This is a genomic window from Amycolatopsis sp. NPDC004378 (genome assembly GCF_053602455.1).
In genome coordinates this window covers 37,769-63,266 of record NZ_JBSGDR010000006.1, presented here as the reverse complement: position 1 = coordinate 63,266, position 25,498 = coordinate 37,769, and the positions used below count along the sequence as shown (strand labels likewise).

The following is a 25,498-nucleotide window of genomic DNA, read 5'->3' as shown; positions in this document are numbered from 1 at the left end:
GGCCTACACTCCGCAGGATGAGCGCTTGGGTGATCCGCGGACTGGCCATGGCGGTGCTGCACGGCGTGGCGCTGACGCTGCTGGCCAAGTACGCGGTGTACCACCCCACGGACCAGACGCTGGTGACGTCGCTGGCCCTGGCGGTCCTGGTGGGCGCGGCGGCGCTGTGGAGCGCCCTGGACGGCTGGCGGGGTCTCCCGGACCGCGGCCGCGCGTGGTTCATCGCGGCCCTGGTGACGGGCGTGGTGTCCGGAATCCTGTACGTGATCGGCCGGGCGGCGTTCGTCGACCAGACGGGCGTGTCGGAACTGGGCGGCGCCTTGACGGGCGGGGCGGCGTTCTCGGCGCTGCTGGTGCTGATCCCGGCAGGGCTCGGGTTGTTCGTCGGCGGCCGGATCGGGCGGTCTTCCGAGCCGGAGGACGAGGAGCCGCCGGAGGCGCCGCCTTCGCCCCGGCCACGGACTACTCCTTCGCCGCGGCCACGCCGGGTTGCGGCGGCCGTCGAGGAGCCTTCGCCTCGGCCGCGTCGCGGGCTTCGGCAGCGGAGCAAGGAAACTCGCGCCTAGATCGCGAGCGGGTTGCTGCGCCGCCAGGCTCAGCGAAACTCGCGCCTCGATCGCGACCAGGTCGCTGCGCCGCAGGGCTCAGCAAAACCTCGCGCCTCGATCGCGACCGGGTCCCTGCTCCGCCAGGCTCAGCCGACCGGCGAGGACCCGCTCAGCCACTGCGCCCTGACCCGCCCTCAGCCCACCAGTGAAGAACCTCGCCCATACGCGTCCCACTGGGCGAGCGGTACCGGGCGGGCCGTCGAGGCGTTGGCCGCCAGGACCACCGGGTCCGGGACCGCCCACAGGCGGCGGTCGTCCAGCACCAGGGCCAGTCCGCGGCCCGGGGCCTGGACCGCCTCGGCCGCCGAGGGCAGGTGCGCCGTCAGTGGCAGCTTCGCCACCTCCGGTGGGGCCTTCTCCAGCAGCTCTCCGGCCAGGGTCGTCGCCACCGCGCGCCGGTCGACCCGGATGCGCTGGCCCGCGCGGACCAGGTCCATCGTGCGCTCCGGCGACGGCATCGTCACGCCGTCGAACGTCTTCGCCAGCCGGTCCGGGGTGGCGCACGCCTGGCTGCCCAGCAGGTCCAGCCCGAACTGGCGCAGGCCCGTCGGCGCGCCGGCGCCGCCGATCGTGGTGGCGCGCACGACGTCGACCGGCACCCGGTCGCACGGCGCGGTCGACGACAGCGGCGCGTGCCCGTCCGCGCGGCGCACCAGCCCCGGCCCTTCCTTCCACGGGCCCGGGATGACGACCGGCTGGTACGGGTTCTCGGTGAAGTCCGCGGTCCAGAACGTCAGCGTGGTCCCGGTGTCGGTCTCGTGCGCGATGACGAACGCGTCGAGCGCGCCCACCCACATCAGGTCCGCGCTGAACCCCTCGACCACCGACCGGCTGCGCGGCGTCGCGGTCGACGCCACCGGCACGAACCCGCCGACGTCCAGGGCCTGCACGCCGGTCGCGAAGCTCGGGTCGTGCGACCGCAGCACGAACTGCCCGGCACCGTTCCAGGCCGCGGCGCGCCCGGTGGTGTCGGTGAACATCAGGTAGAACCAGCCGTCGAGGTACACGGCCGAGGGCTGGCCGGCGCCGTAGACGTTGTCGCGGTGCACGTCGTGCGACGGCCCGAGGATCGGCTTGCCGCCCGCCGCGCGGGTCCAGTGCACGCCGTCGGTGCTGGTCGCGAGCCCGACGGCGTTGCCGAGCGCGTGGTCGCCCGCCGCGCCGGTGTAGTAGAGGTAGTAGGTGGTGCCGACGCGCAGCACCGACGGGTCGCAGGTGTGCATGCCGTCGAACTGCCCGGGCGCGCCGGAGAACACCGCCGCCGGAATCCCGCCACCCGGTCCGGTGAACGGGCCGCCGATCGACTGGGCCTGCGCGTACAGGATGTCGTCGCCCGCCGGGCCGGCGCCGCCGTACTGGCTGCACCACCACATCCGGGTCTGCCCGCGGTCGAGCATCACCGTGGGGCCGTAGTTGTAGACGGCGTCCGCCCCGCCGGCGGCGATCACGCCGCCACTCTGCCGGGGGTCACCCGAAGCGAGCTTGACGTTGTTCGGCCGTGGTGGCGCGGCGCTCTGCCCGCCCGCGATCGCCGGCTTGTCCCCCGCGGCCTGAGGCTGGGCGTAACCCTCGGTGCACCCCGCGACCAGGAGCCCCGCCAGGACACTGGCGAGCAAGGCACGAGCGGGTCGCCGACCCCCACGACGAAACGGGTGCACGACACCGGAGTGTAGCGAGACCTAACCTGTCCGGGTGATGCCACGCCTGGTCGACGGTCCCCCACCCGAGCCTGCTACGGCGGCCCTTCGCCGGGCTGCGGGCAGGCACCTCGCCGCCGCCAAAGCTGAGCCGCCGTCAAAGCGCGGCCGCCGTCAGCGCGGCCGCCGTCAGGGCGCGGGCGGCGGGCCTTCCAGGGCGACCAGTTCGACCTCGAAACCGGCGTCGTTCTCCAGGTAAGCCGCGTAGTGCGCCTCGCCGCCCGCGTGCGGGTAGCGGTCGGCGAACAGCGGGCGCCAGCCGTGGTCGGCCGACCGCGTCGCCAAGTCGTCGACCTCGGCGCGGGTTTTCACGTGCAGCGCCAGGTGGTTCAGTCCCGGGCGCGTGCGCTCGTGGTCCGGCGCGCTCAGCGCGGGCGAGGCTTCGACCACGAGGTACGTCCCGCCGAGCCGCCAGCTGACGCCCGCGGACCAGCGCTGGAACTCCGTCCAGCCGAGCTCGCCGAGCAGCCAGCCCCAGCTCCGCTCGGCCCCGGCGAGGTCCGGCGCCCACAGCTCGATGTGGTGCGCCCGCCCGTGCACCGGCGCGAGGGACACCAGGACGCGGTGCAGGTCGCCGTAGTGGACGCCGCTGCCGACGTCGAGGAAACCCAAGCGGGCCGCCACTTTCCGGCTCGCCGCGTTGTTCTCGTGCACCAGGGCCCAGATCGCCGGGAGCCCGAGCGCGTCGAGGCCGTGGTCGAGCACCGCCCGGGCCGCCTCGGTCGCCAAACCGGAGCCCGCGTGCGCGCTCGCGACGTAGTAGCCCAGCTCGGCCACCCCGCCCGGCAGCTCCGCCGACGGCCGCAGGTGCGCGACGCCGATCACCTCACCGTCGCGCTCGATCGCCCAGTGGCCCTGGCCGGCCGGGCCGCGGTAGGCCAGGCGCCGGTCGACCATCGCGCTCGCCGCGGCCGGGTCGGAGAAGTCCGCGGCGAAGTACCGGCTCATCTCCGGGTCGGAGAACACCTTCACGACGGCTTCGCGGTCGGCCTCGACCAGCTGCCGCAGTGTCAGCCGCGCCGTGGTCAGCGTCGGCAGGCTCATCCCGGGTGCGCGGCGAGCCACCGCAGGGCGAGCGGGTAGCCGTCGACGCCGAGGCCCGCGACCACCGCCGTCGCGATGTCCGACAGCACGCTGTGGTGCCGGAACGCCTCCCGCTTGTGCACGTTCGAGATGTGCAGCTCGATCAGCGGGGCGGACAGTTGCGCCGCGGCGTCGCGCACCGCGATCGAGTAGTGCGTCCACGCGCCCGCGTTCAGGACAACCGGGTGGCCGCCGTCCGCGGCTTCGTGCAGCCAGCCGACCATCTCGCCCTCGTGGTCGGTCTGCCGGACCTCGACCTCGATCCCCAGCTCCGCCCCCGTCTTGACGCACAGCGCCGCGAGGTCGTCGTGGGTGGTCGAGCCGTAGACCGACGGCTCGCGCTTGCCGAGCCGCCCGAGGTTGGGGCCGTTGAACACGAACGCCTTCACAGCAGCACGCTCCCGCCGGTCTTCGGGGCGTCCGCGGCGATGGCCGAGTACGCGGCCGCCAGCAGCGACGGGTCCGGGCCCTCCAGCCGGCCGGGCTTGCCGAGGCCGTCGAGGACGACGAACCGCAGCACCCCCGAGCGCGTCTTCTTGTCGCCCTTCATGGTTTCCAGCAGCTGGGGCAGCGCGTCGGCGTCGTACGTCGTCGGCAGGCCGAGCAGCTTCAGCACGGCGGCGTGGCGCTCGGCGGTGGCGTCGTCGAGCCGCCCGGCCAGCCGCGCCAGCTCGGCGGCGAACACCAGCCCGACGCTCACCGCGGCGCCGTGGCGCCACCGGTAGCGCTCGCGGCGCTCGATGGCGTGACCGAGGGTGTGACCGTAGTTGAGGATCTCCCGCAGGTCCGATTCGCGCAGGTCCGCGGCCACGACGTCGGCCTTGACCTGGATCGAGCGGCGGACCAGCTCGGCCAGGACGTCGCCGGTCGTGTCCACCGCCGCCGCCGGGTCGGCCTCGATCAGCTCGAGGATCCGCGGGTCGGCGATGAAGCCCGTCTTGACGACCTCGGCCATGCCGGCGACGAGCTCGTTCGGCGGCAGCGTCTCCAGCGTGGCGAGGTCGACGAACACCGCGCTCGGCTCGTGGAACACCCCGACGAGGTTCTTGCCCGCATCGGTGTTGATGCCGGTCTTGCCGCCGACCGCGGCGTCGACCATGCCGAGCAGCGTCGTCGGCACGTTGACCAGCCGGACCCCGCGCATCCACGTGCCGGCGACGAACCCGGCGAGGTCGGTGACGGCGCCGCCGCCGAGCCCGACCACGACACCGCGGCGGTCCAGGCCGATCCGGCCCAGCACCTCCCAGCAGAAGCTGGCGACGGTGAGCGCCTTGCCGTCCTCGGCGTCGGGGATTTCGACGCGGTGCGCGTCGAGACCCGCCGCGATGAGCTCCTCGCGGATCGCCTCGGCCGTGGTGGTCAGCGTCGGCGGGTGGATCAGCGCGATCTTCGACGCGTCCGCGAGCTGGGCGGTGAGGTCGCCGAGCAGGCCGCGGCCGATCACGACGTCGTACGGGTGGGCGGTGGCGACCGGGATGCGCACCGGGTCGGACATCTGCTGGTTCACTCCTTGGCTTCGGCGGGCGCGAGCCGCGCCGCGAGGTCCGCGACGATCTCGGCGGGCGACCGCTCGTCGGTGACGACCTCGACGGTGGCGACCTCGCGGTAGACGGGTACCCGGTCGTCGAGCAGTTTCTTGAACGTGGCGCGGGGGTTCACCCCGGCCAGCAGGGGCCGCGCACCGGACAGGCCGGTGCGCTGCACGCCGGCCGCGAGGCCGACGTTGAGGAACACGACGGTGTGCCCGGCCAGCCGCGCCCGGGTGCCCCGGGTGAGCGGCGCGCCGCCGCCGAGGGAGAGCACGCCCTCGTGCTCGGCCAGCGCCGTGGCGACCGCTTCTTCTTCCAGGGCACGGAATGCCGGTTCGCCGTCCTCGGCGAAGATGTCGGAGATGCTGCGCCCGGCGCGTGCGACGATGTCGTCGTCGCTGTCGCGGAAATCGACGCCGAGCGCCTTCGCGAGCAGCGGCCCGACCGTGCTCTTGCCGGAGCCGGGCGGGCCGACGATCACCGCCCGGGGACTCACCACCGCTCCTCGAGGGCCTTGAGGTACGCCTCGGCGTTGCGCTTGCTCTCGGCCAGCGAGTCGCCGCCGAACTTCTCGAGCGCGGCGTCGGCGAGGACGAGCGCCACGACCGACTCCAGCACGACCCCGGCGCGCGGTACCGCGCAGACGTCCGAACGCTGGTGGATGGCAACGGCGGGTTCGCCGGTCTTGACGTCCACAGTGGACAGTGCTTTGGGGACGGTCGAGATCGGCTTCATCGCGACGCGCACCCGCAGCGGCTCGCCGTTGGTGATGCCGCCTTCGAGACCGCCCGCGCGGTTGGACCGGCGGGTGACGCCGACCGGGCCGGTGCCGCGGTCGATCTCGTCGTGCGCCTGGCTGCCCCAGCGGCGGGCGGTGGTGAAGCCGTCACCGACCTCGACGCCCTTCATGGCCTGGACGCCCATCAGCGCGCCGGCGAGCCGGGCGTCGAGCCGGCGGTCCCAGTGGACGTGGGAGCCGAGGCCCGGCGGCAGGCCGTAGGCGAGGACCTCGATGACGCCGCCGACGGTGTCGCCCGCCTTCCGCACGGCGTCGACCTCGGCGACCATCGCGTCGGTGCCCTCCTGGCTGAAGGCGCGCACCGGGCTCTCGTCGATGGCGGCGAGGTCTTCCGGCTTGGGCAGGGGGCCTTCGGGGGCGTCGGCCGCGCCGATCGAGACGACGTGGCTGAGGATCTCGACGCCCAGCAGCTGCTTGAGGAAGTTCCGCGCGACGGTGCCGAGCGCGGTCCGCGACGCCGTCTCCCGGGCGCTGGCCCGCTCGAGGACCGGGCGGGCCTCCTCGAAGCCGTACTTCTGCATGCCGGGCAGGTCGGCGTGGCCGGGGCGGGGGCGGGTGAGCGGTTCGTTGCGCGCGAGGCCTTCGAGGACCTGCGGGTCGACCGGGTCGGCCGCCATGACCTGCTCCCACTTGGGCCACTCGGCGTTCTCGATCTGGATCGCGACCGGGCCGCCCTGGGTGAGGCCGTGGCGGACGCCGCCGAGGAAGTCGATGTGGTCGGTCTCGAAGCCCATCCGCGGGCTGCGCCCGAAGCCGAGGCGGCGCCGGGCGAGCTGGGCGGTGACGTCGGCGGTGGTGACCTCCACCCCGGCGGGCATGCCTTCCAGCACGGCGGCCAGCGCGGGTCCGTGCGATTCACCTGCGGTGATCCAGCGCAACATGGGCTCAATCCTGTCACGGGGGCCGGGCGGGCCCGAAGAGTGTTCCGGTCATGGCGCAGCCGCGAAGAGGGCGCACAGCCAGGTGGCGGCCAGGAGGGCCGGGCCGTGGGGCACGCGGTGGCCGCCGAGCGGACCGGCCGGTGGGTGGGCGGTGGGCCGGGTGGCGGGTCGACGTGGGGCGGGTGGTGGGTCTGTGGCGGGTGCTTCGCGTGGGACGGGCTCGTGCGGGGCTGATGCTGGCTGGGCGACGGCCGGTTCGCACGGGGTCGATGCTGGCTGCGCGACGGCTGGTTCGCGCGGGGCCGACGCTGGCCGCCCGACCGCCGGTTCGCGCGGGGCCGATGCTGGCTGCGCGACCGCCGGTTCGCGCGGGGCCGACGCTGGCCGCCCGACCGCCGGTTCGCACGGGGCCGACGCTGGCTGCGCGACCGCCGGTTCGCACGGGGCCGATGCTGGCCGCCCGGCAGCCGCTTCGCACGGGGCCGACGCTGGCTGTGCGACCGGCGGTTCGTGCGGGGCGGGCAGTGCTCGCGCGGCCGGTCCGAGGCAGGCTTGGGGTGCGCGACGCCGGGCCCATCTCGACCTGGCGAGGTGTGTCATCGCCAAGGCCAGGGTGAACAGGGCCGCCAGGAGTGGGGCCAGGACCAGCGTGGGCCAGCCGGCCGCACCCAGCACCGCGCCGAGGCTGCCGGAGAGCTTCACGTCTCCCGCGCCGAGGCTGCCCGGCGCCATGCGGTGGACCAGGGCGTGGGCGGCGCCGAACAGCAGGGCACCCACGGCTGCTCGCGCGGCGAGTGACGGGCCGCCGCCGCCCAGTGCCGCCGCTCCGATCGCCGCGCCGAACAGGGGGTAGGCAGGCAGCGTGAGGACGTCCGGCAGCCGGAAATGCCGGAGGTCGGCGAGGGTCAATGGGACCGCCACGACCGTCAGCGCCAGCGGTACCGGCAGCCACCAGCTGGGCCAGGCGCCGGTCACGGCGACAGCCGCTGAGCCGAGGGCCGTCAGGACGGCTGTCAGCGGCATCGGGATCGGAGCGTCGGCGCGTTTCAGCAGCGCCGCCGCGAGGGGTGCGGTGGCGGCTGCCGTGGTCGCGATGAGCGTCGGGGCGGTCATGAATCCAGCGTGCTGCGGATGGGTTGAGCAGGGCAAATGCCCAGCGTCGCGAACGGACCGTTCGCTGCGTTCCGGGCCTGTTTTCACTCCTGTGGGCGACGCCGCCCGGGCAGATCCAGCCGCGAATCGATCAGCGAAGGACACGAACGGCGACCGGCTCAGGTGCGCGAGGGGTCGACACGCGTGCGCGAGGGGTCGACACGGAGCGAACCCGAAGCGAGGGGTGGCTCGTCCGGGGCCCCCTGCGGCCCGGACGAGCCACCTCTCCTCACAACGTCAGCCGCAGCAAGGCTCTTCCGGTGGTTCCGCCGCGGACCTCCAGTGCTGCCAGGTCCGTGCGCTTCAACGCCGTGCCGATCACGATGCGGGCCGTGTTGTCCGGGACCGCCTTCCACGTCGCCAGCTGGGTCTCGGTGCCCGAGTGCGAGATCGCCACCAGGACGTACTCGCCGCTGCTGCGGTCGCCCGTGTAGCTGCACGACATGTCCACCTGCGTGCCCCAGTCGAAGGCCGCCAGGCTGGCGTCCGCGCGGACCGGGAACTCGCCCAGCGCCGTCATCGCCGTGTAAGGCGGCCCGGGAGGCGGAGCCGGCGAAGGTGCCGAAGCCACCACAGCCAGCGCCACGCACGCCGAGACGGCCAGGGCCGCCGAGACGGACGTCACCGTGGTGCGCACCCGGCGGCCGCGGCGGACGCGCCTGAGCACCGTCGGGAGCAGGTCCGGCGGGGGCGGCCCGGCGTCGGGGAGCGCGGGCGGGGCGTCCACCCGGGCCAGCAGCCCCGGCAGCCCCGCCATGTCGCGCACCGAAGCCGCGCACCGGTCGCACGTCCTCAGGTGCGCCTCGAACCGCTGGCGGTCTTCGGGGGACAGCGCCCCGAGCACGTACGCCGCGTCGAACGTCGCGAACGGGTCCTCGCTCACTGGGTCACCCCCCTCTCCTCGAGCACCAGGCGGAGCGCGCGCAACGCGTAGTGCGTGCGCGACTTGACCGTTCCTTCGGCCACGCCCAGCCGCTGTGCCGCGTCCGCTACGGAATAGCCCTGGAAGTAACACAGCACGAGCACCTCGCGGTGCCGTTCCGAAAGCTCCGCCAGCGCCTCGGCGACCAGCCAGCCCTGGACCGCGCGGTCCGTGCCGTCCGCGACCGCGCGCTCCGGCGGCTGGTCGGTCACCACTTCCGAGCGGGCCGACGCCGAGCGCCAGCCGTCGATCGCGATGCGCCGCGCCACCGTGAACAGCCACGCCCGCGCCGAGCCCGTCGACTGGTCCAGCACCGCCGTCGACCGCCAGGCGCGCAGCAGCGTCTCCTGGACGACGTCCTCGGCCCGGATCCGGTCGCCCGAGGTCAGGTGGAGCGCGTACGACCACAGGGCCGCGGCGTGCTCCTCGTGGAGCGCGCGCATCAGCGCGTCTTCGGCGACTTCTCCCACGGACTCAGGCCGCGACGCGGCGCCGGTCCTTCACGAACATCAGCGCGAGACCGCCGAGGATGCACACCGACTCGGTGATCACGCCCCAGTACTCCGGCTGGCTGTTGAACTGGTCGTGGTTCCCGGCGAACCCGACGGTCGCGGCGAGCACGTACGCGCCGAGCGTCAGCACGCCGAAACCGACCGCGCCCAGCGCCGGCAGCCAGTGCCGCCAGGCCAGGACCGCGATCGCGAGGACGAGGCCGCCGATCGCGTCGAGCAGGAACAACGGCCCGACGATGCCCGGGTAGTCCTCGGTCCACAGCAAGTAGTGCACCCCCGCCGAGCCCAGCAACGCGGCCGCCACGACGATGCGCAGAACCCATCCCACCATGATCGTTCCTCCATCCACACCCACTCGGGTACATACACGGAACAGAGGCCGGTCGGGTTCACCGCGGATTGAACCGATGCGGTGTCGATCTCGTTGATAAGGGCATGACTGCCGAACTGCACTCCCGCCGCACCGTCCTGACCACGGGTGCCGCCGTCGCCGGTGCCGCCGTCGGCGCCGTCGCGCTCTCCGCCTGCTCTTCGTCCGGCTCGGGGCCGGGCACCGCGCAGGCGCCGATCGCCGCCGGAACGCCACTGGTCGCCCTCGCCGACGTCCCGGTGGGCCAGGCCAAGGCCGCCAAGGCCCCGGACGGTTCCGACGTCATCGTGTCCCGGCCGTCGGAGTCGGCCTGCGCCGCGTTCAGCGCGATCTGCACGCACCAGGGCTGCACCGTCGCCCCGAAGGGCGCCGACCTGGTCTGCCCGTGCCACGGCTCGGTGTTCAACGCGCTCACCGGCGAGGTCAAGCAGGGCCCGGCGAACAAGCCGCTGCCGAGCGTGCCGGTCAAGGTCGAGAACGGGAAGGTCGTCACCGGCTGACGAGCCGGGCGACACGATGGGCCCTTGTGGACGGTCGTCCACAAGGGCCCATCGCGTGACAGGAAGAACTCAGGCGTCCCAGCCGAACAGCCGGTCGCCCGCGGCGACGTCGCGTTCGGTGTCCAAACCGGACAGCACGTCCGCCGACGCGTCCAGCGCGACGACCGGGACGATCGCCGAGTAACCCGCCGCCGTCACCGCTTCCGGGTCCCAGCTGACGATCGGCTGGCCGGCGCGGACCTGCTCGCCCTTGACGACGTGCAGCGTGAAGCCCTCGCCCTTCTCCTTGACCGTGTCGATCCCGAGGTGCACCAGGACGGCCTTGCCGTCCTCGGTCGCGACGACGTAGGCGTGCGGGTGCAGCGTCGCGACGGTGCCGTCGACCGGGGCGACCGCGTCCGACCGCCCGCCCGCCGGCTGCACCGCGACGCCCGGACCCACCATGGCCTCCGCGAATACCGGGTCCGGGACCTCGGTGATCGGCACCACGCGCCCGGCGACCGGGCTGAGGATCTCCAGGCTCACAGCAGGTCCTCGATGTCGCTGGCGATCGTGTCCGCCTCCGGGCCGACGATGACCTGCAGGGCCGTCGACCCCATCTTGACGACGCCCATGGCGCCGGCCTTCTTCAGCGCCGCTTCGTCGACGAGGCTCATGTCCTCGACCTCGCAGCGCAGCCGCGTGATGCACCCCTCGACCTCGGTCAGATTGCCCGCGCCGCCGAGTGCCGCGAGGATCTTTTCCGGCCTGTCATCCGCCATCGCGGTCTCCTTGATCGCTGTTTGTTCCCAACCTGACGGGAACCGCGTGTCCACCTGTACTACGCCGTTCGTCGGCATGCACCCCGCCGCGGGCCACGAACGGATAACGGTGGTTGACACCCGTCCACACGGCGGAGCATCCTGCCCCATCAGATCATTGGTCTAGACCGGAACGTACCAATGTTCCGGGCCGGACGCGAGCACCGGTCCCCCGGTGCGAGAGAACGAGGAGGGTGACGCCGATGAGCGCGGCCGCGCACGTCCCGCCACCCGACCGGGTCGTCAACGGGCCCACGCCCAAGCACGCCCAGCTGCGGGAGATCCTCCGCCGCACGGTGGAACGGGAGCTCCCGCCCGGCGCGCCGATCCCGTCGGAACGCGAGCTCGCCCAGCGCTACGGCGTGTCGCGGCTCACGGTCAGATCGGCGATCGGCAAGCTGGTCGAGGAGGGCCTGCTCGCCCGGGTGCGCGGCAAGGGCACCTTCACCGCCGCCCGGCGGATGGAGCTGCAGCTCTACCTGATGTCGTTCACCGACGACATGCGGCGGCGGGGGCTGACCCCGACGACCGAGGTGGTCTCCGCGGCCACCGAGGTCCCGCCGACCGCTTCGGCGCACGCCCTCGGCCTGTCCGAGGGCGCTTCCGCACACCACCTCGTGCGGTTGCGCCACGCCGACGGCGTACCCCTGGCCGTCGAGCGCGGCTGGTACCACGCGGGCCGGGCTCCCGGCCTGCTCGAGCTCGACCTGACCCAGTCCATCTACGCGCAGCTGGCCGAGACGTACGGTGTGCGTCCCGACCGGGCGTGGCAGACGGTCTGGGCCGAAGGAGCGGACCGCGAGACGGCCCGGCTGCTCGGCATGCGCGCCGGCAGTCCCCTGCTCGTGTTCCGCCGGGTCTCCAGCGCAGGCGGCGACCCGATCGAAGACATCACGTCCTGGTACCGGGGAGATCACTACCAGGTGACCATGCAGTTGGACCGGAACACCCCGGAACCCGGTCAACCACCCCACTATGGAGGTTCCAGATGAGCACCACCACCGCGGAGGGGGCGAAGAAGGGCGGCGGCGGCCTCGCCGGTCTTCAGCGCTTCGGCCGCAGCCTCATGCTGCCGATCGCCACCCTCCCGGCCGCCGGCCTGCTCAGCCGGCTGGGCCAGCCGGACGTCCTCGGTTCGGACGGCCTGGGCTGGGACAAGGTCGCCGACGTCGTCGGCGCGGCAGGCGGCGGCCTGTTCGACTGGCTCCCGCTGCTGTTCGCGATCGGTATCGCGGTCGGCTTCGCCCGCAAGGGTGACGGCTCCACGGCGGTCGCCGCGGCCGTCGGCTGGGTCGTGTTCAACAAGGTCATCCAGGCCATCGCGCCGATCAAGAGCCAGGAAGGCTACAAGCCCGGCTGGGACCTGGCCCCGATCCACTGGCCGTACAGCGTCCTGACCGGCATCGTCTCCGGCATCGTCGCGGCGCTGCTGTGGCAGCGGTTCTACCGGATCAAGCTGCCCGCGTGGCTGGCCTTCTTCGGTGGCCGCCGGTTCGTGCCGATCATCACCGCCTTCTCGATGATCATCCTGGGTGTCGTCTTCGGCATCGTGTTCAGGTGGGTCGACGCGGGCATCCACAACATCGGCGAGGTCGTCGTCGGTTCCCCGGTGGTCGGTGGCGGCATCTACGGTTTCCTGAACCGCCTGCTCATCCCGGTCGGTCTGCACCAGCTGCTGAACGTCCCGATGTGGTTCATCTTCAACGGCGGCGACCTGACCAACTTCTTCAACCACGTGCAGGGCTCGGGCACGTTCATGACCGGGTTCTTCCCGATCTTCATGTTCGCCCTGCCCGCCGCCGCGCTCGCGATCTGGCAGACCGCCCGCCCGGCGCAGAAGAAGGTCGTCGGCGGTGTGATGATCGCGGCCGCGCTGACCTCGTTCATCACCGGTGTCACCGAGCCGATCGAGTTCTCGTTCATGTTCGTGGCGTGGCCGCTGTACATCTTCCACGCGGTCATGACCGGCCTCACGCTCGCGCTGGTGAACGCCCTGGGCATCAAGCTCGGCTTCTCGTTCTCCGGGGGCGCGATCGACTTCGCGCTCAACTCGAGCCTGGACACGGCGCACAAGGCGTGGCTGCTCATCCCGATCGGCCTCGTCCTGGCGGTGATCTACTACTTCGTGTTCCGGATCGTGATCACGAAGTGGAACCTGCGCACCCCGGGCCGCGAGGACGACTCGATCGAGGCGGACCTCGAGCGGACCTCTGCGAAGTAACATCAGCACCGACGTAACCCTGTTTGACGAGAGGACGAACATGCCGGAGAAACGCGTCGCCGTGGCGAGCAAGGTGGGTCTGCACGCCAGGCCGGCCGCGCTGGTGGCGAAGGCGGCCGCGGCGCAGCCCGTCGCGGTGCAGATCGCCAAGGCCGGCGGGAGCCCGGTGGCCGCCGGCAGCGTGCTCAACCTGATGACGCTCGCCGCCGGGTACGGCGACGAGGTCGTCATCAGCGCCGAGGGCGAGGGTGCCGAGGAGGCCGTGGAAGCGGTCGCCCAGCTCGTCGCCACCGACCTCGACGCCTGACAAACCCGCGAAGGCCTTCGCACCGGTCCCCGACACCGGTGCGAAGGCCTTCGTTTCGTAAGGTGGGGCGCATGGAGAGCGTGCGCTTGGTCGAAGACTGGCCGGTGGACAACGCCGCGACCGCGGTCGTGGCCGCCGGCGGGAGTGTCGTGGGCAGCCACGGCGACACCGCGCGGAAGTTCCGGCTGGCCTCGGTCAGCAAGCTGCTCACGGCGTACTCCGCGCTCATCGCCGTCGAAGAGGGCGTCGTCGAGCTCGACACCCCGGCCGGTCCCGACGGCTCGACCGTGCGGCACCTGCTCGCCCACACCTCCGGCCTCGCGTTCGACGCGCACAAGGCCATGGCCACGCCGGGCACCCGGCGGCTCTACTCCAACGCCGGGTTCGAAGAGCTGGCCGACGCGCTGGCCGGGCACTCCGGCATCCCGTTCGCGCAGTACCAGGCCGAGGCGCTGTTTTCGCCGCTGGGCATGACGGCCACGACCCTCGAGGGCTCGCCCGCGGCCGACATCGTGTCCACTGTGGACGACCTGGCCGCGTTCGCCGCCGAGCTGCAGGCCCCGAAGCTGCTGGACCCGGCGACCGTCGCCGAGGCGACCAACGTCGTGTTCCCCGGCCTTTCCGGCGTGCTGCCCGGGTTCGGCCACCAGAAACCCAACGACTGGGGCCTCGGCTTCGAGATCCGCGACCACAAGAGCCCGCACTGGACGGGCGCGCACAGCTCGCCGCGGACGTTCGGCCACTTCGGCCAGTCCGGCACGTTCCTCTGGGTCGACCCGGACGCCGGCGCGGCCTGCGTCGCGCTCACCGACCGCGCGTTCGGCCCGTGGGCCGCCGACGTCTGGCCGCGCTACACCGACGCCGTGCTGGCGGAATTGAGCGCGTGAAAGCCCTTCTCGCCGCGCTGCTGCTCCTGCTCGCCGCCTGCAGCGCGCCCGAGGCCGCGACCGCGCCCGAGACGCCCTCCGTGGCCGAGGCTCCCCCGGCGCTCGGCACGAACGGCGCCGCCGTGCCGGCCCTGCACTGGACGGCGTGCCGCGGCGAATTCCAGTGCGCGGCCGCGCCCGTGCCGCTGAGCTACCGCGAGCCGGCGGGCCCGTCGATCACGCTCTCGGTGATCCGCCGGCCGGCCGGCGACCCGGGACGGCGGCTCGGCTCGCTGTTCTTCAACTTCGGCGGCCCGGGCACCGACGGCGTCGGCGAACTGACGCGCTTCGCCGACCGCTACCCCGACGAGCTCAAGGCCCGGTTCGACCTGGTGAGCTTCGACCCGCGCGGGATCGGCGGGTCCGCGCCGGTCAGCTGCCCCGGCGCCGACCACGCGCCGTCGCCCGGCTCGCCGCTGCGGCAGCCGGACGCCTACTTCGCGGCCAGCGCGGCGGTGGGCAGGGCGTGCGCGGGCTCCGGCGCCCTCCTGAGCCACCTCTCGACGGCGAACGTGGCGCGGGACCTGGACCTGCTGCGCCAGGCCGTCGGCGACGCCACGCTGAACTTCTACGGCTACTCCTACGGCACCTACCTCGGCGGCACGTACGCGAACCTGTTCCCGGACAAGGTCCGGTCGATGGTCCTCGACGGCACCCTCGACCTGGTCGCGAACGCCACCGGGCGGCCCGGCCAGGAGAAGGAGCCGGTCGACGTGCGCGCCGACGTCGCCGGGGCGCAGCAGCAGGAGCTGGACCAGTTCTTCGCCGGGTGCGCCGCGGCCGGGCCGAAGTGCGCGTTCTCCGGCGGCGACCCCCGGGCGAAGTTCGCCGGGGTCTTCGCGCGGGCGTCACGCACCACCGGCGTGGGCTCGCTGATGCGGACCGTCGACAGCGCGCTGTACCAGTCCGGGCGGTGGAAGCGGCTCGCCCAGACCCTGGCCGCGATGCCCTCGGACTCCGGCGCGGCGGCGCCCGTGCTGGACCCGTACGTGCCGACGCACTCTCCCGCGTTCCTGGCCGTCCAGTGCGTCGACAGCGACAACCCGGCGTCGCCCGCCGACTATGCGGCTCTGGCGCCCCGGGAAGCCGCGCGGCAGCCGTATTTCGGCCTGGGCGCGGTGTTCTCGATGGCCCAGTGCGTCGGCTGGCCCGCGCGCGACGCCGACCGGTACACCGGCCCGTGGAACCGGCCGCGGAAGAACCCGGTCCTGGTGCTGAACAACCGGTTCGACCCGGCGACGCCGCTGCACAACGCGCAGGCGACGGCGGCCGAGCTGGGCGACGGCCGGGTCCTCGTCGTCGACGGCTACGGCCACACGTCGCTCGACGCGCCGAGCGCGTGCGCGTCGGCGGCCGTGGTGCGGTACCTGGCGGACCTGGACGCGCCCGCCGAAGGCACCACCTGCAAGCCGGACGCGGTGCCGTTCTCGTGAGTGGGAAACAGTGTTCTGACGCTGTTTCTCACTCACGACCCGGGCAGGCCCGTCGTTCAGCCGAACGGACGCCCGCGGCAGGGTCTTTGGACCCTGCCCGGCGTGCTCCGCGGGTGGTGTCATGGTTCTCGTGCGGGCCCGCCGCCGGGCCGGTGCGGGGACCTCGGGCCCCGGCGGGCCGCACGCCCCGCTACTCCATGAGCCGGATCGGCTCCCCCGCCTGGAACGCGGCGATGTCCTCGACGGCGTCGCCGTAGAAGATCTCGTAGGTCTCGCGCGCGACGAACCCGAGGTGGGGCGTCAGGACCGCGTTGTCCAGCGTCCTCAGTGGATGGTCGGCCGGGAACGGCTCGACGTCGTACACGTCCAGTGCCGCCGCGCGGATCTCCTTCCGCCGCAACGCGTCCACCAGCGCGGCCTCGTCGACGACCGGGCCGCGCGAAGTGTTCACCAGCAGCGAGGTCGGCTTCATCGCCGCCAGCTCGGCCGCGCCGACCAGGCCGCGCGTGCGGCCGCTGAGCACCAGGTGGATCGAGAGCACGTCGGAGCGGGCGAACAGGTCCTCTTTGGACACCGCGGTGACGCCGTGCGGCTCGGCCTTCTCCGGCGTCAGGTTCTGGCTCCAGGCGATGGTCTCCATGCCGAAGGCCTGCCCGATCTTCGCCGCGCCGGCCCCGAGGCGGCCGAGGCCCAGCAGGCCGAGCGTCTTGCCGTGCAGCATCGTCCCGACGGTCGTCTGCCAGCGGCCTTCGCGCATGTTGCGGAACTCCTGCGGCAGGTTCCGCGACGCGGCGAGGATGAGCGCCCAGGTGTGCTCGGCGGTCGGCTCGCCGAGGTACCCGGTCCTGGACACGACGACGCCGTTGCGCCTCGCGGCCGGGACGTCGATGGCGGCGTTGCGCGGGCCGGTGCTGACCAGCAGCTTCAGGTCCGGCAGCCGGTCGAGCACGTCGGCCGGGAACCGGGTGCGCTCGCGCATCGCGACGACGGTGTCGAAGCCCTGGAGCTGCTTGACGACGTCGGTGAGGGGCTCGGTGAAGACGGTGATGTCGGCCTTCAGCGAGTCCCAGTCGCCGAAGGTCAGGGCGACGTCCTGGTAGTCGTCGAGAATCGCGATCCGCATGCCCTCACCGTAGCGGCCACCCGGACCCCCCCGGTCTTGAACATGTTCAAAATGAGGGCTACGGTACGTCTTGAACACGTTCAAAACGAGGAGGAACCATGGACCGCGTAGTCGTGGCGTACGCCCTCTACCTGCTGATCAGCATTCCGTTGACGGTGCTCGTGGCCCGGACGCTCAGCAAGCACGGCCGCACCTTCCTGGCCGAAGTCTTCGCCGACAGCCCCGGCCTCGCCAACGCCGTCAACCAGCTCCTGGTCGTCGGCTTCTACCTGGTCAGCCTGGGCTTCGTGACGCTCTTCCTGACCAGCCACGCCGAGGTGACCACCGCGCGGGCGGTGTTCGAGCTGCTGTCGGTGAAGATCGGCGTCGTCGCGCTGATCCTCGGCGCGATGCACCTGACCAACGTGCTGGTCTTCAACGGCATCCGGCGCCGGCACCTGGCCCTGCGGCCCGAGCCGCGGCCGGTGCCCCTGCCCTACCCCGGCATGCCGCAGGCCCCGCCCTTCCCCGCGCCCTGACATGCCCGGCGCTAACGTGCTGCGCGTGCCCAAGAGCGAGGAAACGCGGTCCCTGATCGTCACGACCGCGATGCGGCTGTTCACCGAGAACGGCTACGACCGCACGACGATGCGCGCGATCGCCGCCGAAGCGGGGGTGTCCGTCGGGAACGCGTACTACTACTTCTCGTCGAAGGAACAGCTGATCCAGGGCTTCTACGACGAGATCGCCCGGCAGCACCTCGACGCGGCGCGCGCCCTGATCGACGGCGAGCCGGACTTCGCCGGGCGCCTGAAGACCGTGCTGCTGTGCTGGCTCGACATCGCCGAGCCCTACCACCGCTTCGGCACGCAGTTCTTCGTCAACGCGGCCGACCCGGAGTCGCCGCTGAGCCCGTTCAGCGACGACTCCTCGGCCGCCCGGGACGCGTCGATCGGCCTCATGCGCGAGGTCGTCGACGGCTCCGACGTCAAGCTCGACCCGGAGCTGCGCGAGCAGCTGCCCGAACTGCTGTGGCTCTACCAGATGGGCGTGGTGCTGTTCTGGGTCCACGACCGCTCGGCCGGCACGAAGCGCAGCCGGATGCTGGTGGAGCGCAGCGTCCCGCTGCTCGCCCGGCTGGCCGCGCTCTCCCGGCTCCGGGTGTTCCGCCCGGTCAGCCGGGAGATCGTCGACCTCATCCAGGACCTCGCTAGGCGGGACTGACCGCCCGGAAGTAGAGGAACCTCGGCTTCGTCCGCAGGTTCCGCGCCCACTTCGGGTCGGCTTCGTCCGCTTCGGGCACGGGCATCGGCTCCACCAGGCTGTCGACCGCGAAGCCCGCGTCACGCACCGCCTGGAACATCCAGCTCAGCGGGCGCCGGTAGAACCGGACCCGCTGCCCGGGCGGGAACTCGTCCTCCAGCAGCTCCAGCTCGAAGTAGTTCTCCTTCTCGAACCAGCGCCAGTCCTCGCCCGGGTGGTGCACCGAAAAGACCAGCGCCCCACCAGGCTCCAGGACCCGGCGGAACTCGGCCAGCATCGGTGCCCAGTCCTGCACGTAGTGCAGCACCAGGGACGCGGTGATGACGTCGATCGAGCCGTCCGGCAGGTCGAGCGGCCGGGAGACGTCCGCCTGCTCGAAGCGGGCGACGTCGCCGAACTTCCGGCGGGCCACCGCCACCATGCCCGCGCTGGCGTCGACGCCGAGGACGTCCGCGCCCCGCTCGGCCAGCAACGCGCTCAGGTGCCCGGCCGCGCAGCCGACGTCCAGCACGCGCCGGCCCGAGACGTCGCCGGCCAGCTCGAGGATCGCCGGCCGGTCGTAGAGGGCGTTGGTGACGTTCTTTTCGGCGTGCTCGGCGTAGACCTCGCTGTGGCCGTCGTACTGCTCGGCCCGCGCCCGGCCGATGATCTCCTCCACCACCGCCGACTTGGCGTCGGCGTACTGCTGGACGTACTTCCACTCCTTCGCGGCCAGCTCGCGCTTCTTCGCCGCGTAGAGGTCGCGCTCTTCCGGGTGCGAACGCAGGCGGTCGCGGAAGAGCCGGTAGCGCGACGTCTGGCCGTTGCCGGGTGAATAGACGTGCAGGTTGATGTTGGTGTCCGGGCCCTTGAAGCAGCGGTGCTTCTCCCAGTCCGGCTCGCGGATCACGAGCCGGTAGCCCGCCGCCTCCAGCGCCGGGAGGTAGGCGGCTTCGTCGTCGGAGTCGGGCACCTCGAGGAGGACGTCGACGCAGGGCTTGGCACACAGCCCCGGCACCGACGTCGAGCCGACGTGCTCGAGGACGAGCACCCGCTCCCCCAGGACGCCCCGGATCCGTTCGGCCTCACGCTCGTAGAGCGCCGGCCACTCCGGGTCGTAGTCGACGAGCAAGACCGTCGAGTTGAGCTGTGGCGCGTCGCCGCCCACCCAGCCCGACTCGATCTCGTCGTCGCTCAACGCTTCTTGGCTGGTCATTCCGGTCGACCCCCTTCGTCAAGGCAGTCGGCCAGAATATCAACGCGGCGCAAGCGGGTTCAAAAAATCGGCAACGGCAGCAGGTTCCCGGTCGCTTCGCGCAACGCGTCCCGCATCGCCGCGCGCGGCGCCGGCTGCCCGGTGAAGTGCTCGGCCTGGCCGAACGCCTGGTGCAGCAGCATGTCCAGCCCGGTCGCGAGCCGGCCGCCGCGGGCCGCGACCGCTTCGGCCAGCGGCGTCGGCCACGGGTGGTAGATGACGTCGATGACGTGCGCGACACCCGCCAGGTCGGCGGCATGCGGGGCGACCGCGTCCGGCGGCACCGTGTTCACCAGCACCGCCGCCGAGGCCAGTGCCGCGAAGTCCGTCTCGGCCCAGCGAAGGACGTCTACGTCGAGCGAAGCGCGCTTCGCCGCGTCGAGCGTTTCGCCCGCCCTCGCGGGCTCCCGCACGACCAAGCGCACCTGACGCACCCCCAGCGCCGCGAGCCCGACGACGGCCGCCGCCGCGGTGCCGCCCGCGCCGAGCACGACCGCCGTGTCGGCCGGCGACGGCTCGTAGCCGCCCGCCGCCCGCAGCGCTCCGGTGACGCCGTCGACGTCGGTGCAGTCCGCCAGCCAGCCCTTGGCCGTGCGGACGAGGGTGTTGGCCGCGCCGACCGCGGCCGCCCGCGGCGTCACCTCGTCCGCGTGGTCCAGCGCCGCGCGCTTGCCCGGCATGGTGACCGAGAGCCCGGCCCACTCCGGGCCGAGGCCGCGCACCAGGCCGGGCAGTTCCTCGGCGCCCGTCTCGATCCGGTCGTACGTCCAGCCGGTCAGACCGAGCGCGGCGAACGCGGCGCCGTGCAGGACCGGCGACAGCGAGTGCGCGACCGGTTTGCCCAGCACGGCCGCCTTGCGCGGCTCAGAAGACACCGCGTGCCTTGGCCAGGTCGACGTTCTTCCGGTGGTCGTCGAACGAGACGGCGAAGCAGGACAGGCCGTTCTTCTCGCACTTGACGAAGTAGACCCAGTCCCCCGCCGCCGGGTGGACCGCCGCCTGGATGGCCTCGGGACTCGGCACGGAGATCGGCGTCGGCGTCAGCCCGGGGATCTTGTAGGTGTTGTACGCGCCCGCCCGGTTGCGGTCGGCGTCGTTGGTCGCCAGGGTCGGCCGGTCGAGCACGTAGTTGACCGTCGAGTCCATCTGCAGCCGCATGTTGATCGCCAGCCGGTTGTAGATGACCCGCGAGAGCTTGCCGAAGTCGGCCTTCACGGCTTCGCGCTCGATGATCGACGCGATGATCAGCGTCTGGTACGGCGTCATCCCCGGCCCGGTGGACTGCGGGCTCAGCCCGGCGTTCTGGATCGCCTCGGTCGAGGAGTGCACCAGCTGCGCGATGATCTCCGGCGCGGTCGAACCCGGCTTGACGTCGTAGAGCCCGGGCGCGATCAGGCCTTCCAGCCGGCGGTCCTTGCGGTCGGCCTTGTTCGCGGCGTCGACGGCCCAGTCCGGCACGCCGAGCGTCTTCAGGTCCGCGGCGTCGACGGCCTTGCGCAGGTCGTCCGCCGTGACGCAGGTGCTCTTGCCGTCGAGCTGGGCGCACGACGCCTTCGCCATCAGGCTGTACACGCCGGGCGTGACCTTGCCGTCGGGCTGGGTGATGTCGTCGAGCTGCGTGTACGGCCGGATCTCCAGCTGCCCGACGCGCGCGGCGGGCGAGGTGATCCGGTCGACCGCGCTGGCCCCGGACATGTGCGTCTTCATCACGTAGAAGCCGCCCTGGATCTTGGCCAGCTTCGTGTTGTCCTCGCCGGCCTTGACGAACGCCTTGCCGCTCGCGACGACGCCCGCCGTGGCGAGCTTCGCGCCGATCGCCGACGTCGAGTCGCCCTGGTCGACCTGGACCAGCACGTCCCCGTCGCCGGAGCCCTCGAAGTCGTCGTAGCCGAAGATCTTGTTGAAGCCGTAGTAGGCGCCGCCGGCGAGCAGCACGATCACCACGAGCGCGGCGACCCAGCCGAGGGCGCGCTTGCCCTTCTTCTTCTTGCGCGGTGGCTCGGGCTCGTCCTCGTACTCGGCGTCGTCGTAGTCCTCGTATTCGCCTTCGTACTCGTCGTAGTCCTCGTACTCGGCGTACTCGTCCTGCTCGGCGAAGAAGCCTTCCGGCTCTTCGTGCTCGGGCTCCGGCGGGGCCTGGGCGGGGATGATGTCCGTGGGCGGGTCCTGGCGCGCCGGCGGGGGCGGCGGACGGCGGCGCCGCGGCGGCTCCTGACCGGGTTCGGGCACGCCGACAGACCGGTCACCCGGCTGGACGGACCGCCGGGCGGGCGGTTCCGGGGCGGCGCGGCGGCGCGGGGGCTCGTCGGGGTCGAGGGCGGCCCGGCGGCGGCGCGCCGCCTCCTCGTCGGGATCCGGTGCGCGACGGCGGCCGGGCGGCGGCTCGACGGGCTCGTCGGGGACCGCGCGCAAGCGGGCCGAGTCGTCCGGAGCGCCGCGGAGGCGGGCGGCCTGGGCTTCGGCCGCCTCCTCCAGGTCGAGCATCGCCTGGTGGCGGCGGGCCGCGTCGGCCTCGGCCCGCTCTTCGGGGGTCGGGCGGCGACGGCGGGGTTCCGCCATCGCCTCGGGACCCGGGCGGCGCGGTGCCTCGTCCGGCGGGGCGGCGCGGCGACGCCGCCGGGGCTCCGGGGCCTCGTCCGGCGCGCGACGGCGCGGGGCGGGTGGGTCGGCGCCGTCGTCGAGGCCGTGGCGGGCGCGGGCCGGGGCCGAGCGTTCGGCTTCCCGCGGGTCGAAGTCGTCCTCGGCCGGCGGCAGTGTGCCCGGCGGCTCGAGCCGGCGACGGCGGCCGGACGGCGGCGCGTCACGGCGCGGGTCGTAGCCCGGCTCGGCGGGCCGGGCCCGGCGCGACGGCTGCGGAAGCTCCTGGTACCCGCTGGCGTGGGGGTCGCGCGGGTCCGCGCGACGGGGTGCGGGCCGGGACGGCGGTGTGGCCGGCCCCGGTTCGCGGAGTCGCCTGCGCCCGCGCTGGGGCTCAGGTGGCTGCTCGTTCATCGGTCTCCCTCCCGGGCGCGGTGCGCTGCGGCGGCGTCGATCCAGGCCTGCAGGATCTCGACGGCGGCGGCCTGGTCGACCACCGCGCGTTGCTTGCGGCCCTTGACCCCGCGCTGGGAGAGGATGCGGGATGCGGTGACCGTGGTCAGCCGCTCGTCGCCCAGCCGGACCGGCACGGGCGCGACGCGCCCGGCCAGGTTCTCAGCGTACGCGATGGCAAGCTCGGCCGCCGGTCCCTGGCGGTTGGCGAGGGTCCTCGGCAAGCCCACGATCACCTCGACCACCTCGTGTTCGGTGACGAGGGCCGCGAGCCGGTCCAGATCGCTGTCGTCGTTCGCATCGCGGGAGAGGGTAACCAATGGCGAAGCGAGCAGGGGGGCCGGATCGCTCAGCGCCACCCCGACCCGGACGGATCCGACATCGACGCCGAGCCGCCGGCCGCGGCCGGGATCGCCCGCACCGGGACGATCCGGACCGCGGTTTCCGCGGTTAACCAATGCCGGCAATCGCCGACCGCAGGGCGGTGACCGCCTCCGCCGCGCCGGCCGGGTTCGTGCCGCCGCCCTGGGCCATGTCCGGCTTGCCGCCGCCCCGTCCGCCGATCTTCCCGGCGAACGACGGGACGAGCTTGCCCGCGGCGATGCCCTTGTCCTGCGCCGCCTTCGTCGTCGCGACGACGAAGCTCAGCTTCTCGCCGGCCGGCGAGAACAGCGCCACGACGCCGGGCCGCGAGCCGAGGCGGCCGCGGATGTCCGACGCCAGCGCGCGCAGGCCGTTGCCGTCGACGTCCGGGACCACCTCGGCGACGACCGTGACGCCGCCGACGTCCTGGGCCTTGTCGACCAGCGCGCCCGCCGAGCCCAGCACCTGCTGGGTCTTCAGCTGCTCGATCTCCTTCTCGGCGTTCTTCAACCGGGTCAGGACGTCCTCGATGCGGCCGGGCAGCTGGTCCGACGGCACCTTGAAGGTGTTCGCCAGCTGCGAGACCAGCAACTGCTCCTTGCGGACGTACTTCAGCGCGTCGCCGCCGACGAGCGCCTCGACGCGGTGCACGCCCGAGCCGATCGACGCGTCGGAGACCAGCTTGACCAGGCCGAGCTGACCGATCCGCTCGACGTGCGTACCACCGCACAGCTCGCGGGAGTACACCCCCATGTCGACCACGCGGACGTCGTTGCCGTACTTCTCGCCGAACAGCGCGACCGCGCCCAGCTCGAGGGCCTTGTCCTTGGTCGTGGTGTAGCTCTGCACCTCGACGTCGGTCTGCAGGTAGTCGTTGACCTCCTGCTCGACCTCGGTCAGCACGTCCGCCGACACCGAGCCGGGCGTGGTGAAGTCGAACCGCATGCGGCCCGGCGAGTTGAGCGAACCCGCCTGCGCCGCGCGCTTGCCGTACGCGCCGCGGACGGCCGCGTGCACCAGGTGCGTCGCGGAGTGCGAGCGCTCGATGGACAGCCGGCGGTGCGCGTCGACCGAGCCGGTGAGCTTCGAGTCGAGGCCGACCTCGCCCTCGGTGACCTCGACGCGGTGCACGTACAGCCCCGGGACGATCTTCTGGACGTCCAGGACCTTCAGCTCGACGCCGTCGCCGAGCAGCACGCCGGTGTCGGCGACCTGGCCACCGCTCTCGGCGTAGAACGGCGTCCGGTCGAGCACCAGCTCCGCCTTCTTGCCCGCGGAGACGCTGCGCACCGGCTGCCCGTCTTCGAGCAGCGCGACGACCTTCGCCTCGGCCTGCAGGTCGGTGTAGCCGAGGAACTCGGTTTCGCCGTGCTGCTCCAGGACCTTGCGGTACTCCGAGAGGTCGCCGTGGCCGGTCTTGCGGGCCGCCGCGTCCGCCTTCGCGCGGGTCCGCTGCTCGTTCATGAGCGTGCGGAAGCCCTCTTCGTCGACGGACAGGCCCTGCTCGGCCGCCATCTCCAGGGTCAGGTCGATCGGGAAGCCGTAGGTGTCGTGCAGCTGGAACGCCTTGTCGCCGGCCAGCACGTCGTCGCCGCCGCGCTTGGTCTCCTCGGCCGCGAGGTCGAAGATGCGCGAACCGCTGGTCAGCGTCGAGAGGAAGGCCTCCTCCTCGATCCGGACGACCTCGCTGATCCGGTCGAAGCCGTCGACCAGCTCCGGGTAGGTCGGGCCCATGGTGTCGCGGACGACCTTCGCGAACTCCTGCAGCACCGGCTCGTGCACGCCCAGCAGGCGCGTGGAGCGGACGATGCGGCGCAGCAGCCGGCGCAGCACGTAGCCGCGGCCGTCGTTGCCCGGCGTGACGCCGTCGCCGATCAGCAGCACGCCGGTGCGCGCGTGGTCGGCGATGACGCGGAAGCGGACGTCGTCGGCGTGGTTGCTGCCGTAGCGGCGGCCCGAGAACTCCTCGGCGCGGCCGATGACCGGGCGGACGAGGTCCGTCTCGTAGACGTTCTCGACGCCCTGCAGGATCGTCGCGACGCGCTCGACGCCCATGCCGGTGTCGATGTTCTTCGCGGGCAGCTCACCGAGGATCGGGAAGTCCTTCTTGCCGCTGCCCTCGCCCCGGATGTTCTGCATGAACACCAGGTTCCAGATCTCGATGTAGCGGTCCTCGTCGACGACCGGGCCGCCCTCGCGGCCGTACTCCGGGCCGCGGTCGTAGTAGATCTCCGAGCACGGGCCGCACGGGCCGGGGATGCCCATCGACCAGAAGTTGTCGACCATGTCGCGGGCCTGGATGCGCTCGCCGGGCAGGCCGGTGAGCTTGCGCCACAGCCCGGCCGCCTCGGCGTCGTCCTCGTAGACGGTCGCCCACAGGCGGTCCGGGTCGAGGCCGTAGCCGCCTTCGCTCTGGGGCTTGGTGATCAGCTCCCAGGCGTACTCGATGGCGCCTTCCTTGAAGTAGTCGCCGAAGGAGAAGTTGCCGGCCATCTGGAAGAACGTGTTGTGCCGGGTGGTCTTGCCGACCTCGTCGATGTCCGGGGTGCGCACGCACTTCTGCACGGAGGTCGCGCGCGGGTACGGCGGCGGCGCCTCACCGAGGAAGTACGGCTTGAACTGCACCATGCCGGCGTTGACGAACAGCAGGTTCGGGTCGTCGAGGATCAGCGGCGCGCTGGGCACGCGCGTGTGGCCCTTGCCCTCGAAATGGCGCAGGAAACGGTCGGTGATTTCGTGTGTGTCCACGGGTCAGTCCTCGTAGCG

27 protein-coding genes are annotated in these 25,498 nt (G+C 72.7%); 9 read left to right on the top strand and 18 right to left on the bottom strand.

The window, feature by feature from the left end; translation table 11 throughout:
* The first annotated feature begins 47 nt into the window (after positions 1–47).
* Entirely contained in the window at positions 48–566 is a 519-nt protein-coding gene (locus ACWEN0_RS20270; protein ID WP_451976165.1) for a B-4DMT family transporter, read from the top strand.
* A 176-nt stretch (positions 567–742) separates the two neighbouring features.
* Here the strand turns inward: ACWEN0_RS20270 and ACWEN0_RS20265 are convergent, their stop codons facing one another.
* The 10 genes from ACWEN0_RS20265 to ACWEN0_RS20220 all read right to left on the bottom strand — a co-directional run bounded on the left by ACWEN0_RS20265 (position 743) and on the right by ACWEN0_RS20220 (position 9,514).
* Entirely contained in the window at positions 743–2,224 is a 1,482-nt protein-coding gene (locus tag ACWEN0_RS20265; protein WP_451975401.1) for a beta-xylosidase, read from the bottom strand.
* A gap of 210 nt (positions 2,225–2,434) precedes the next feature.
* Positions 2,435–3,349 (bottom strand): GNAT family N-acetyltransferase, encoded by a 915-nt coding sequence (locus ACWEN0_RS20260; RefSeq protein WP_451975398.1) that lies wholly within the window; start codon positions 3,347–3,349, stop codon positions 2,435–2,437.
* Positions 3,346–3,777: a type II 3-dehydroquinate dehydratase gene (gene aroQ / locus ACWEN0_RS20255; protein ID WP_451975395.1), complete on the bottom strand. Its 432-nt coding sequence runs from the start codon at positions 3,775–3,777 to the stop codon at positions 3,346–3,348. Before aroQ ends, ACWEN0_RS20260 begins: the two co-directional genes overlap by 4 nt.
* The gene (gene aroB, locus ACWEN0_RS20250) at positions 3,774–4,883 is read right to left on the bottom strand and encodes a 3-dehydroquinate synthase (RefSeq protein WP_451975392.1); all 1,110 of its coding nucleotides are present in this window, start codon (positions 4,881–4,883) and stop codon (positions 3,774–3,776) included. Before aroB ends, aroQ begins: the two co-directional genes overlap by 4 nt.
* An 8-nt stretch (positions 4,884–4,891) precedes the next feature.
* Positions 4,892–5,413 carry a shikimate kinase gene (locus ACWEN0_RS20245; RefSeq protein WP_451975389.1) on the bottom strand — a complete coding sequence of 174 codons (522 nt, stop codon included), beginning with the start codon at positions 5,411–5,413 and terminating at the stop codon, positions 4,892–4,894.
* Positions 5,410–6,597, bottom strand: coding sequence for a chorismate synthase (aroC, locus tag ACWEN0_RS20240; protein WP_451975387.1), 1,188 nt, complete (start codon positions 6,595–6,597; stop codon positions 5,410–5,412). Before aroC ends, ACWEN0_RS20245 begins: the two co-directional genes overlap by 4 nt.
* A 48-nt stretch (positions 6,598–6,645) precedes the next feature.
* Positions 6,646–7,710 (bottom strand): prepilin peptidase, encoded by a 1,065-nt coding sequence (locus ACWEN0_RS20235; protein WP_451975384.1) that lies wholly within the window; start codon positions 7,708–7,710, stop codon positions 6,646–6,648.
* Between the two features lie 268 nt (positions 7,711–7,978).
* Complete coding sequence (locus ACWEN0_RS20230; RefSeq protein WP_451975381.1) at positions 7,979–8,632, bottom strand: anti-sigma factor family protein; 654 nt, start codon at positions 8,630–8,632, stop codon at positions 7,979–7,981.
* The gene (locus ACWEN0_RS20225; protein ID WP_451975378.1) at positions 8,629–9,141 is read right to left on the bottom strand and encodes a sigma-70 family RNA polymerase sigma factor; all 513 of its coding nucleotides are present in this window, start codon (positions 9,139–9,141) and stop codon (positions 8,629–8,631) included. Before ACWEN0_RS20225 ends, ACWEN0_RS20230 begins: the two co-directional genes overlap by 4 nt.
* 4 nt (positions 9,142–9,145) lie before the next feature.
* Complete coding sequence (locus tag ACWEN0_RS20220) at positions 9,146–9,514, bottom strand: hypothetical protein (RefSeq protein ID WP_451975376.1); 369 nt, start codon at positions 9,512–9,514, stop codon at positions 9,146–9,148.
* A gap of 104 nt (positions 9,515–9,618) precedes the next feature.
* On the opposite strand from ACWEN0_RS20220, the gene ACWEN0_RS20215 reads away from it, so the two are divergent.
* Positions 9,619–10,053: a QcrA and Rieske domain-containing protein gene (locus ACWEN0_RS20215; RefSeq protein ID WP_451975373.1), complete on the top strand. Its 435-nt coding sequence runs from the start codon at positions 9,619–9,621 to the stop codon at positions 10,051–10,053.
* Positions 10,054–10,122: 69 nt separating this feature from the next.
* Here the strand turns inward: ACWEN0_RS20215 and ACWEN0_RS20210 are convergent, their stop codons facing one another.
* A complete protein-coding gene (locus ACWEN0_RS20210) occupies positions 10,123–10,578 on the bottom strand; it encodes a PTS sugar transporter subunit IIA (protein WP_451975370.1) in 456 nt (151 codons plus the stop codon).
* Positions 10,575–10,892, bottom strand: a complete 318-nt coding sequence (locus ACWEN0_RS20205; protein ID WP_451975367.1) for a glucose PTS transporter subunit EIIB — start codon at positions 10,890–10,892, stop codon at positions 10,575–10,577. Before ACWEN0_RS20205 ends, ACWEN0_RS20210 begins: the two co-directional genes overlap by 4 nt.
* Positions 10,893–11,056: 164 nt before the next feature.
* Between ACWEN0_RS20205 and ACWEN0_RS20200 the strand changes: the two genes are divergently transcribed.
* The 5 genes from ACWEN0_RS20200 to ACWEN0_RS20180 all read left to right on the top strand — a co-directional run bounded on the left by ACWEN0_RS20200 (position 11,057) and on the right by ACWEN0_RS20180 (position 15,740).
* On the top strand, positions 11,057–11,845 hold the full coding sequence (locus tag ACWEN0_RS20200; protein WP_451975364.1) for a GntR family transcriptional regulator: 789 nt from the start codon (positions 11,057–11,059) through the stop codon (positions 11,843–11,845).
* Positions 11,842–13,074: a PTS transporter subunit EIIC gene (locus ACWEN0_RS20195; protein WP_451975361.1), complete on the top strand. Its 1,233-nt coding sequence runs from the start codon at positions 11,842–11,844 to the stop codon at positions 13,072–13,074. Before ACWEN0_RS20200 ends, ACWEN0_RS20195 begins: the two co-directional genes overlap by 4 nt.
* Before the next feature lie 40 nt (positions 13,075–13,114).
* Positions 13,115–13,381 (top strand): HPr family phosphocarrier protein, encoded by a 267-nt coding sequence (locus ACWEN0_RS20190; protein WP_013224593.1) that lies wholly within the window; start codon positions 13,115–13,117, stop codon positions 13,379–13,381.
* Positions 13,382–13,452: 71 nt separating this feature from the next.
* Positions 13,453–14,268 carry a serine hydrolase domain-containing protein gene (locus ACWEN0_RS20185; protein ID WP_451975359.1) on the top strand — a complete coding sequence of 272 codons (816 nt, stop codon included), beginning with the start codon at positions 13,453–13,455 and terminating at the stop codon, positions 14,266–14,268.
* Entirely contained in the window at positions 14,265–15,740 is a 1,476-nt protein-coding gene (locus ACWEN0_RS20180) for an alpha/beta hydrolase (RefSeq protein ID WP_451975356.1), read from the top strand. Before ACWEN0_RS20185 ends, ACWEN0_RS20180 begins: the two co-directional genes overlap by 4 nt.
* A 190-nt stretch (positions 15,741–15,930) precedes the next feature.
* Here ACWEN0_RS20180 and ACWEN0_RS20175 read toward each other — a convergent pair whose 3' ends face one another.
* On the bottom strand, positions 15,931–16,863 hold the full coding sequence (locus tag ACWEN0_RS20175) for a D-2-hydroxyacid dehydrogenase family protein (RefSeq protein ID WP_451975353.1): 933 nt from the start codon (positions 16,861–16,863) through the stop codon (positions 15,931–15,933).
* A 98-nt stretch (positions 16,864–16,961) separates the two neighbouring features.
* On the opposite strand from ACWEN0_RS20175, the gene ACWEN0_RS20170 reads away from it, so the two are divergent.
* Positions 16,962–17,381, top strand: coding sequence for a hypothetical protein (locus ACWEN0_RS20170; protein WP_451975350.1), 420 nt, complete (start codon positions 16,962–16,964; stop codon positions 17,379–17,381).
* A 25-nt stretch (positions 17,382–17,406) separates the two neighbouring features.
* The gene (locus ACWEN0_RS20165) at positions 17,407–18,066 is read left to right on the top strand and encodes a TetR family transcriptional regulator (RefSeq protein ID WP_451975347.1); all 660 of its coding nucleotides are present in this window, start codon (positions 17,407–17,409) and stop codon (positions 18,064–18,066) included.
* Here ACWEN0_RS20165 and ACWEN0_RS20160 read toward each other — a convergent pair.
* From ACWEN0_RS20160 to alaS, 5 genes are read right to left on the bottom strand one after another with little or no spacing between them, the layout of a single operon-like run.
* A complete protein-coding gene (locus ACWEN0_RS20160) occupies positions 18,053–19,300 on the bottom strand; it encodes a GrpB family protein (RefSeq protein ID WP_451975344.1) in 1,248 nt (415 codons plus the stop codon). The two genes, ACWEN0_RS20165 and ACWEN0_RS20160, sit on opposite strands and share 14 nt — an antisense overlap.
* 59 nt (positions 19,301–19,359) lie before the next feature.
* On the bottom strand, positions 19,360–20,187 hold the full coding sequence (locus ACWEN0_RS20155) for a shikimate dehydrogenase (RefSeq protein ID WP_451976162.1): 828 nt from the start codon (positions 20,185–20,187) through the stop codon (positions 19,360–19,362).
* A 16-nt stretch (positions 20,188–20,203) separates the two neighbouring features.
* Positions 20,204–22,330: an endolytic transglycosylase MltG gene (mltG, locus tag ACWEN0_RS20150; protein ID WP_451975341.1), complete on the bottom strand. Its 2,127-nt coding sequence runs from the start codon at positions 22,328–22,330 to the stop codon at positions 20,204–20,206.
* Positions 22,327–22,827, bottom strand: a complete 501-nt coding sequence (ruvX, locus tag ACWEN0_RS20145; protein WP_451976159.1) for a Holliday junction resolvase RuvX — start codon at positions 22,825–22,827, stop codon at positions 22,327–22,329. Before ruvX ends, mltG begins: the two co-directional genes overlap by 4 nt.
* Positions 22,820–25,480 carry an alanine--tRNA ligase gene (alaS, locus tag ACWEN0_RS20140; protein WP_451975338.1) on the bottom strand — a complete coding sequence of 887 codons (2,661 nt, stop codon included), beginning with the start codon at positions 25,478–25,480 and terminating at the stop codon, positions 22,820–22,822. Before alaS ends, ruvX begins: the two co-directional genes overlap by 8 nt.
* Between the last annotated feature and the right edge of the window lie 18 nt (positions 25,481–25,498).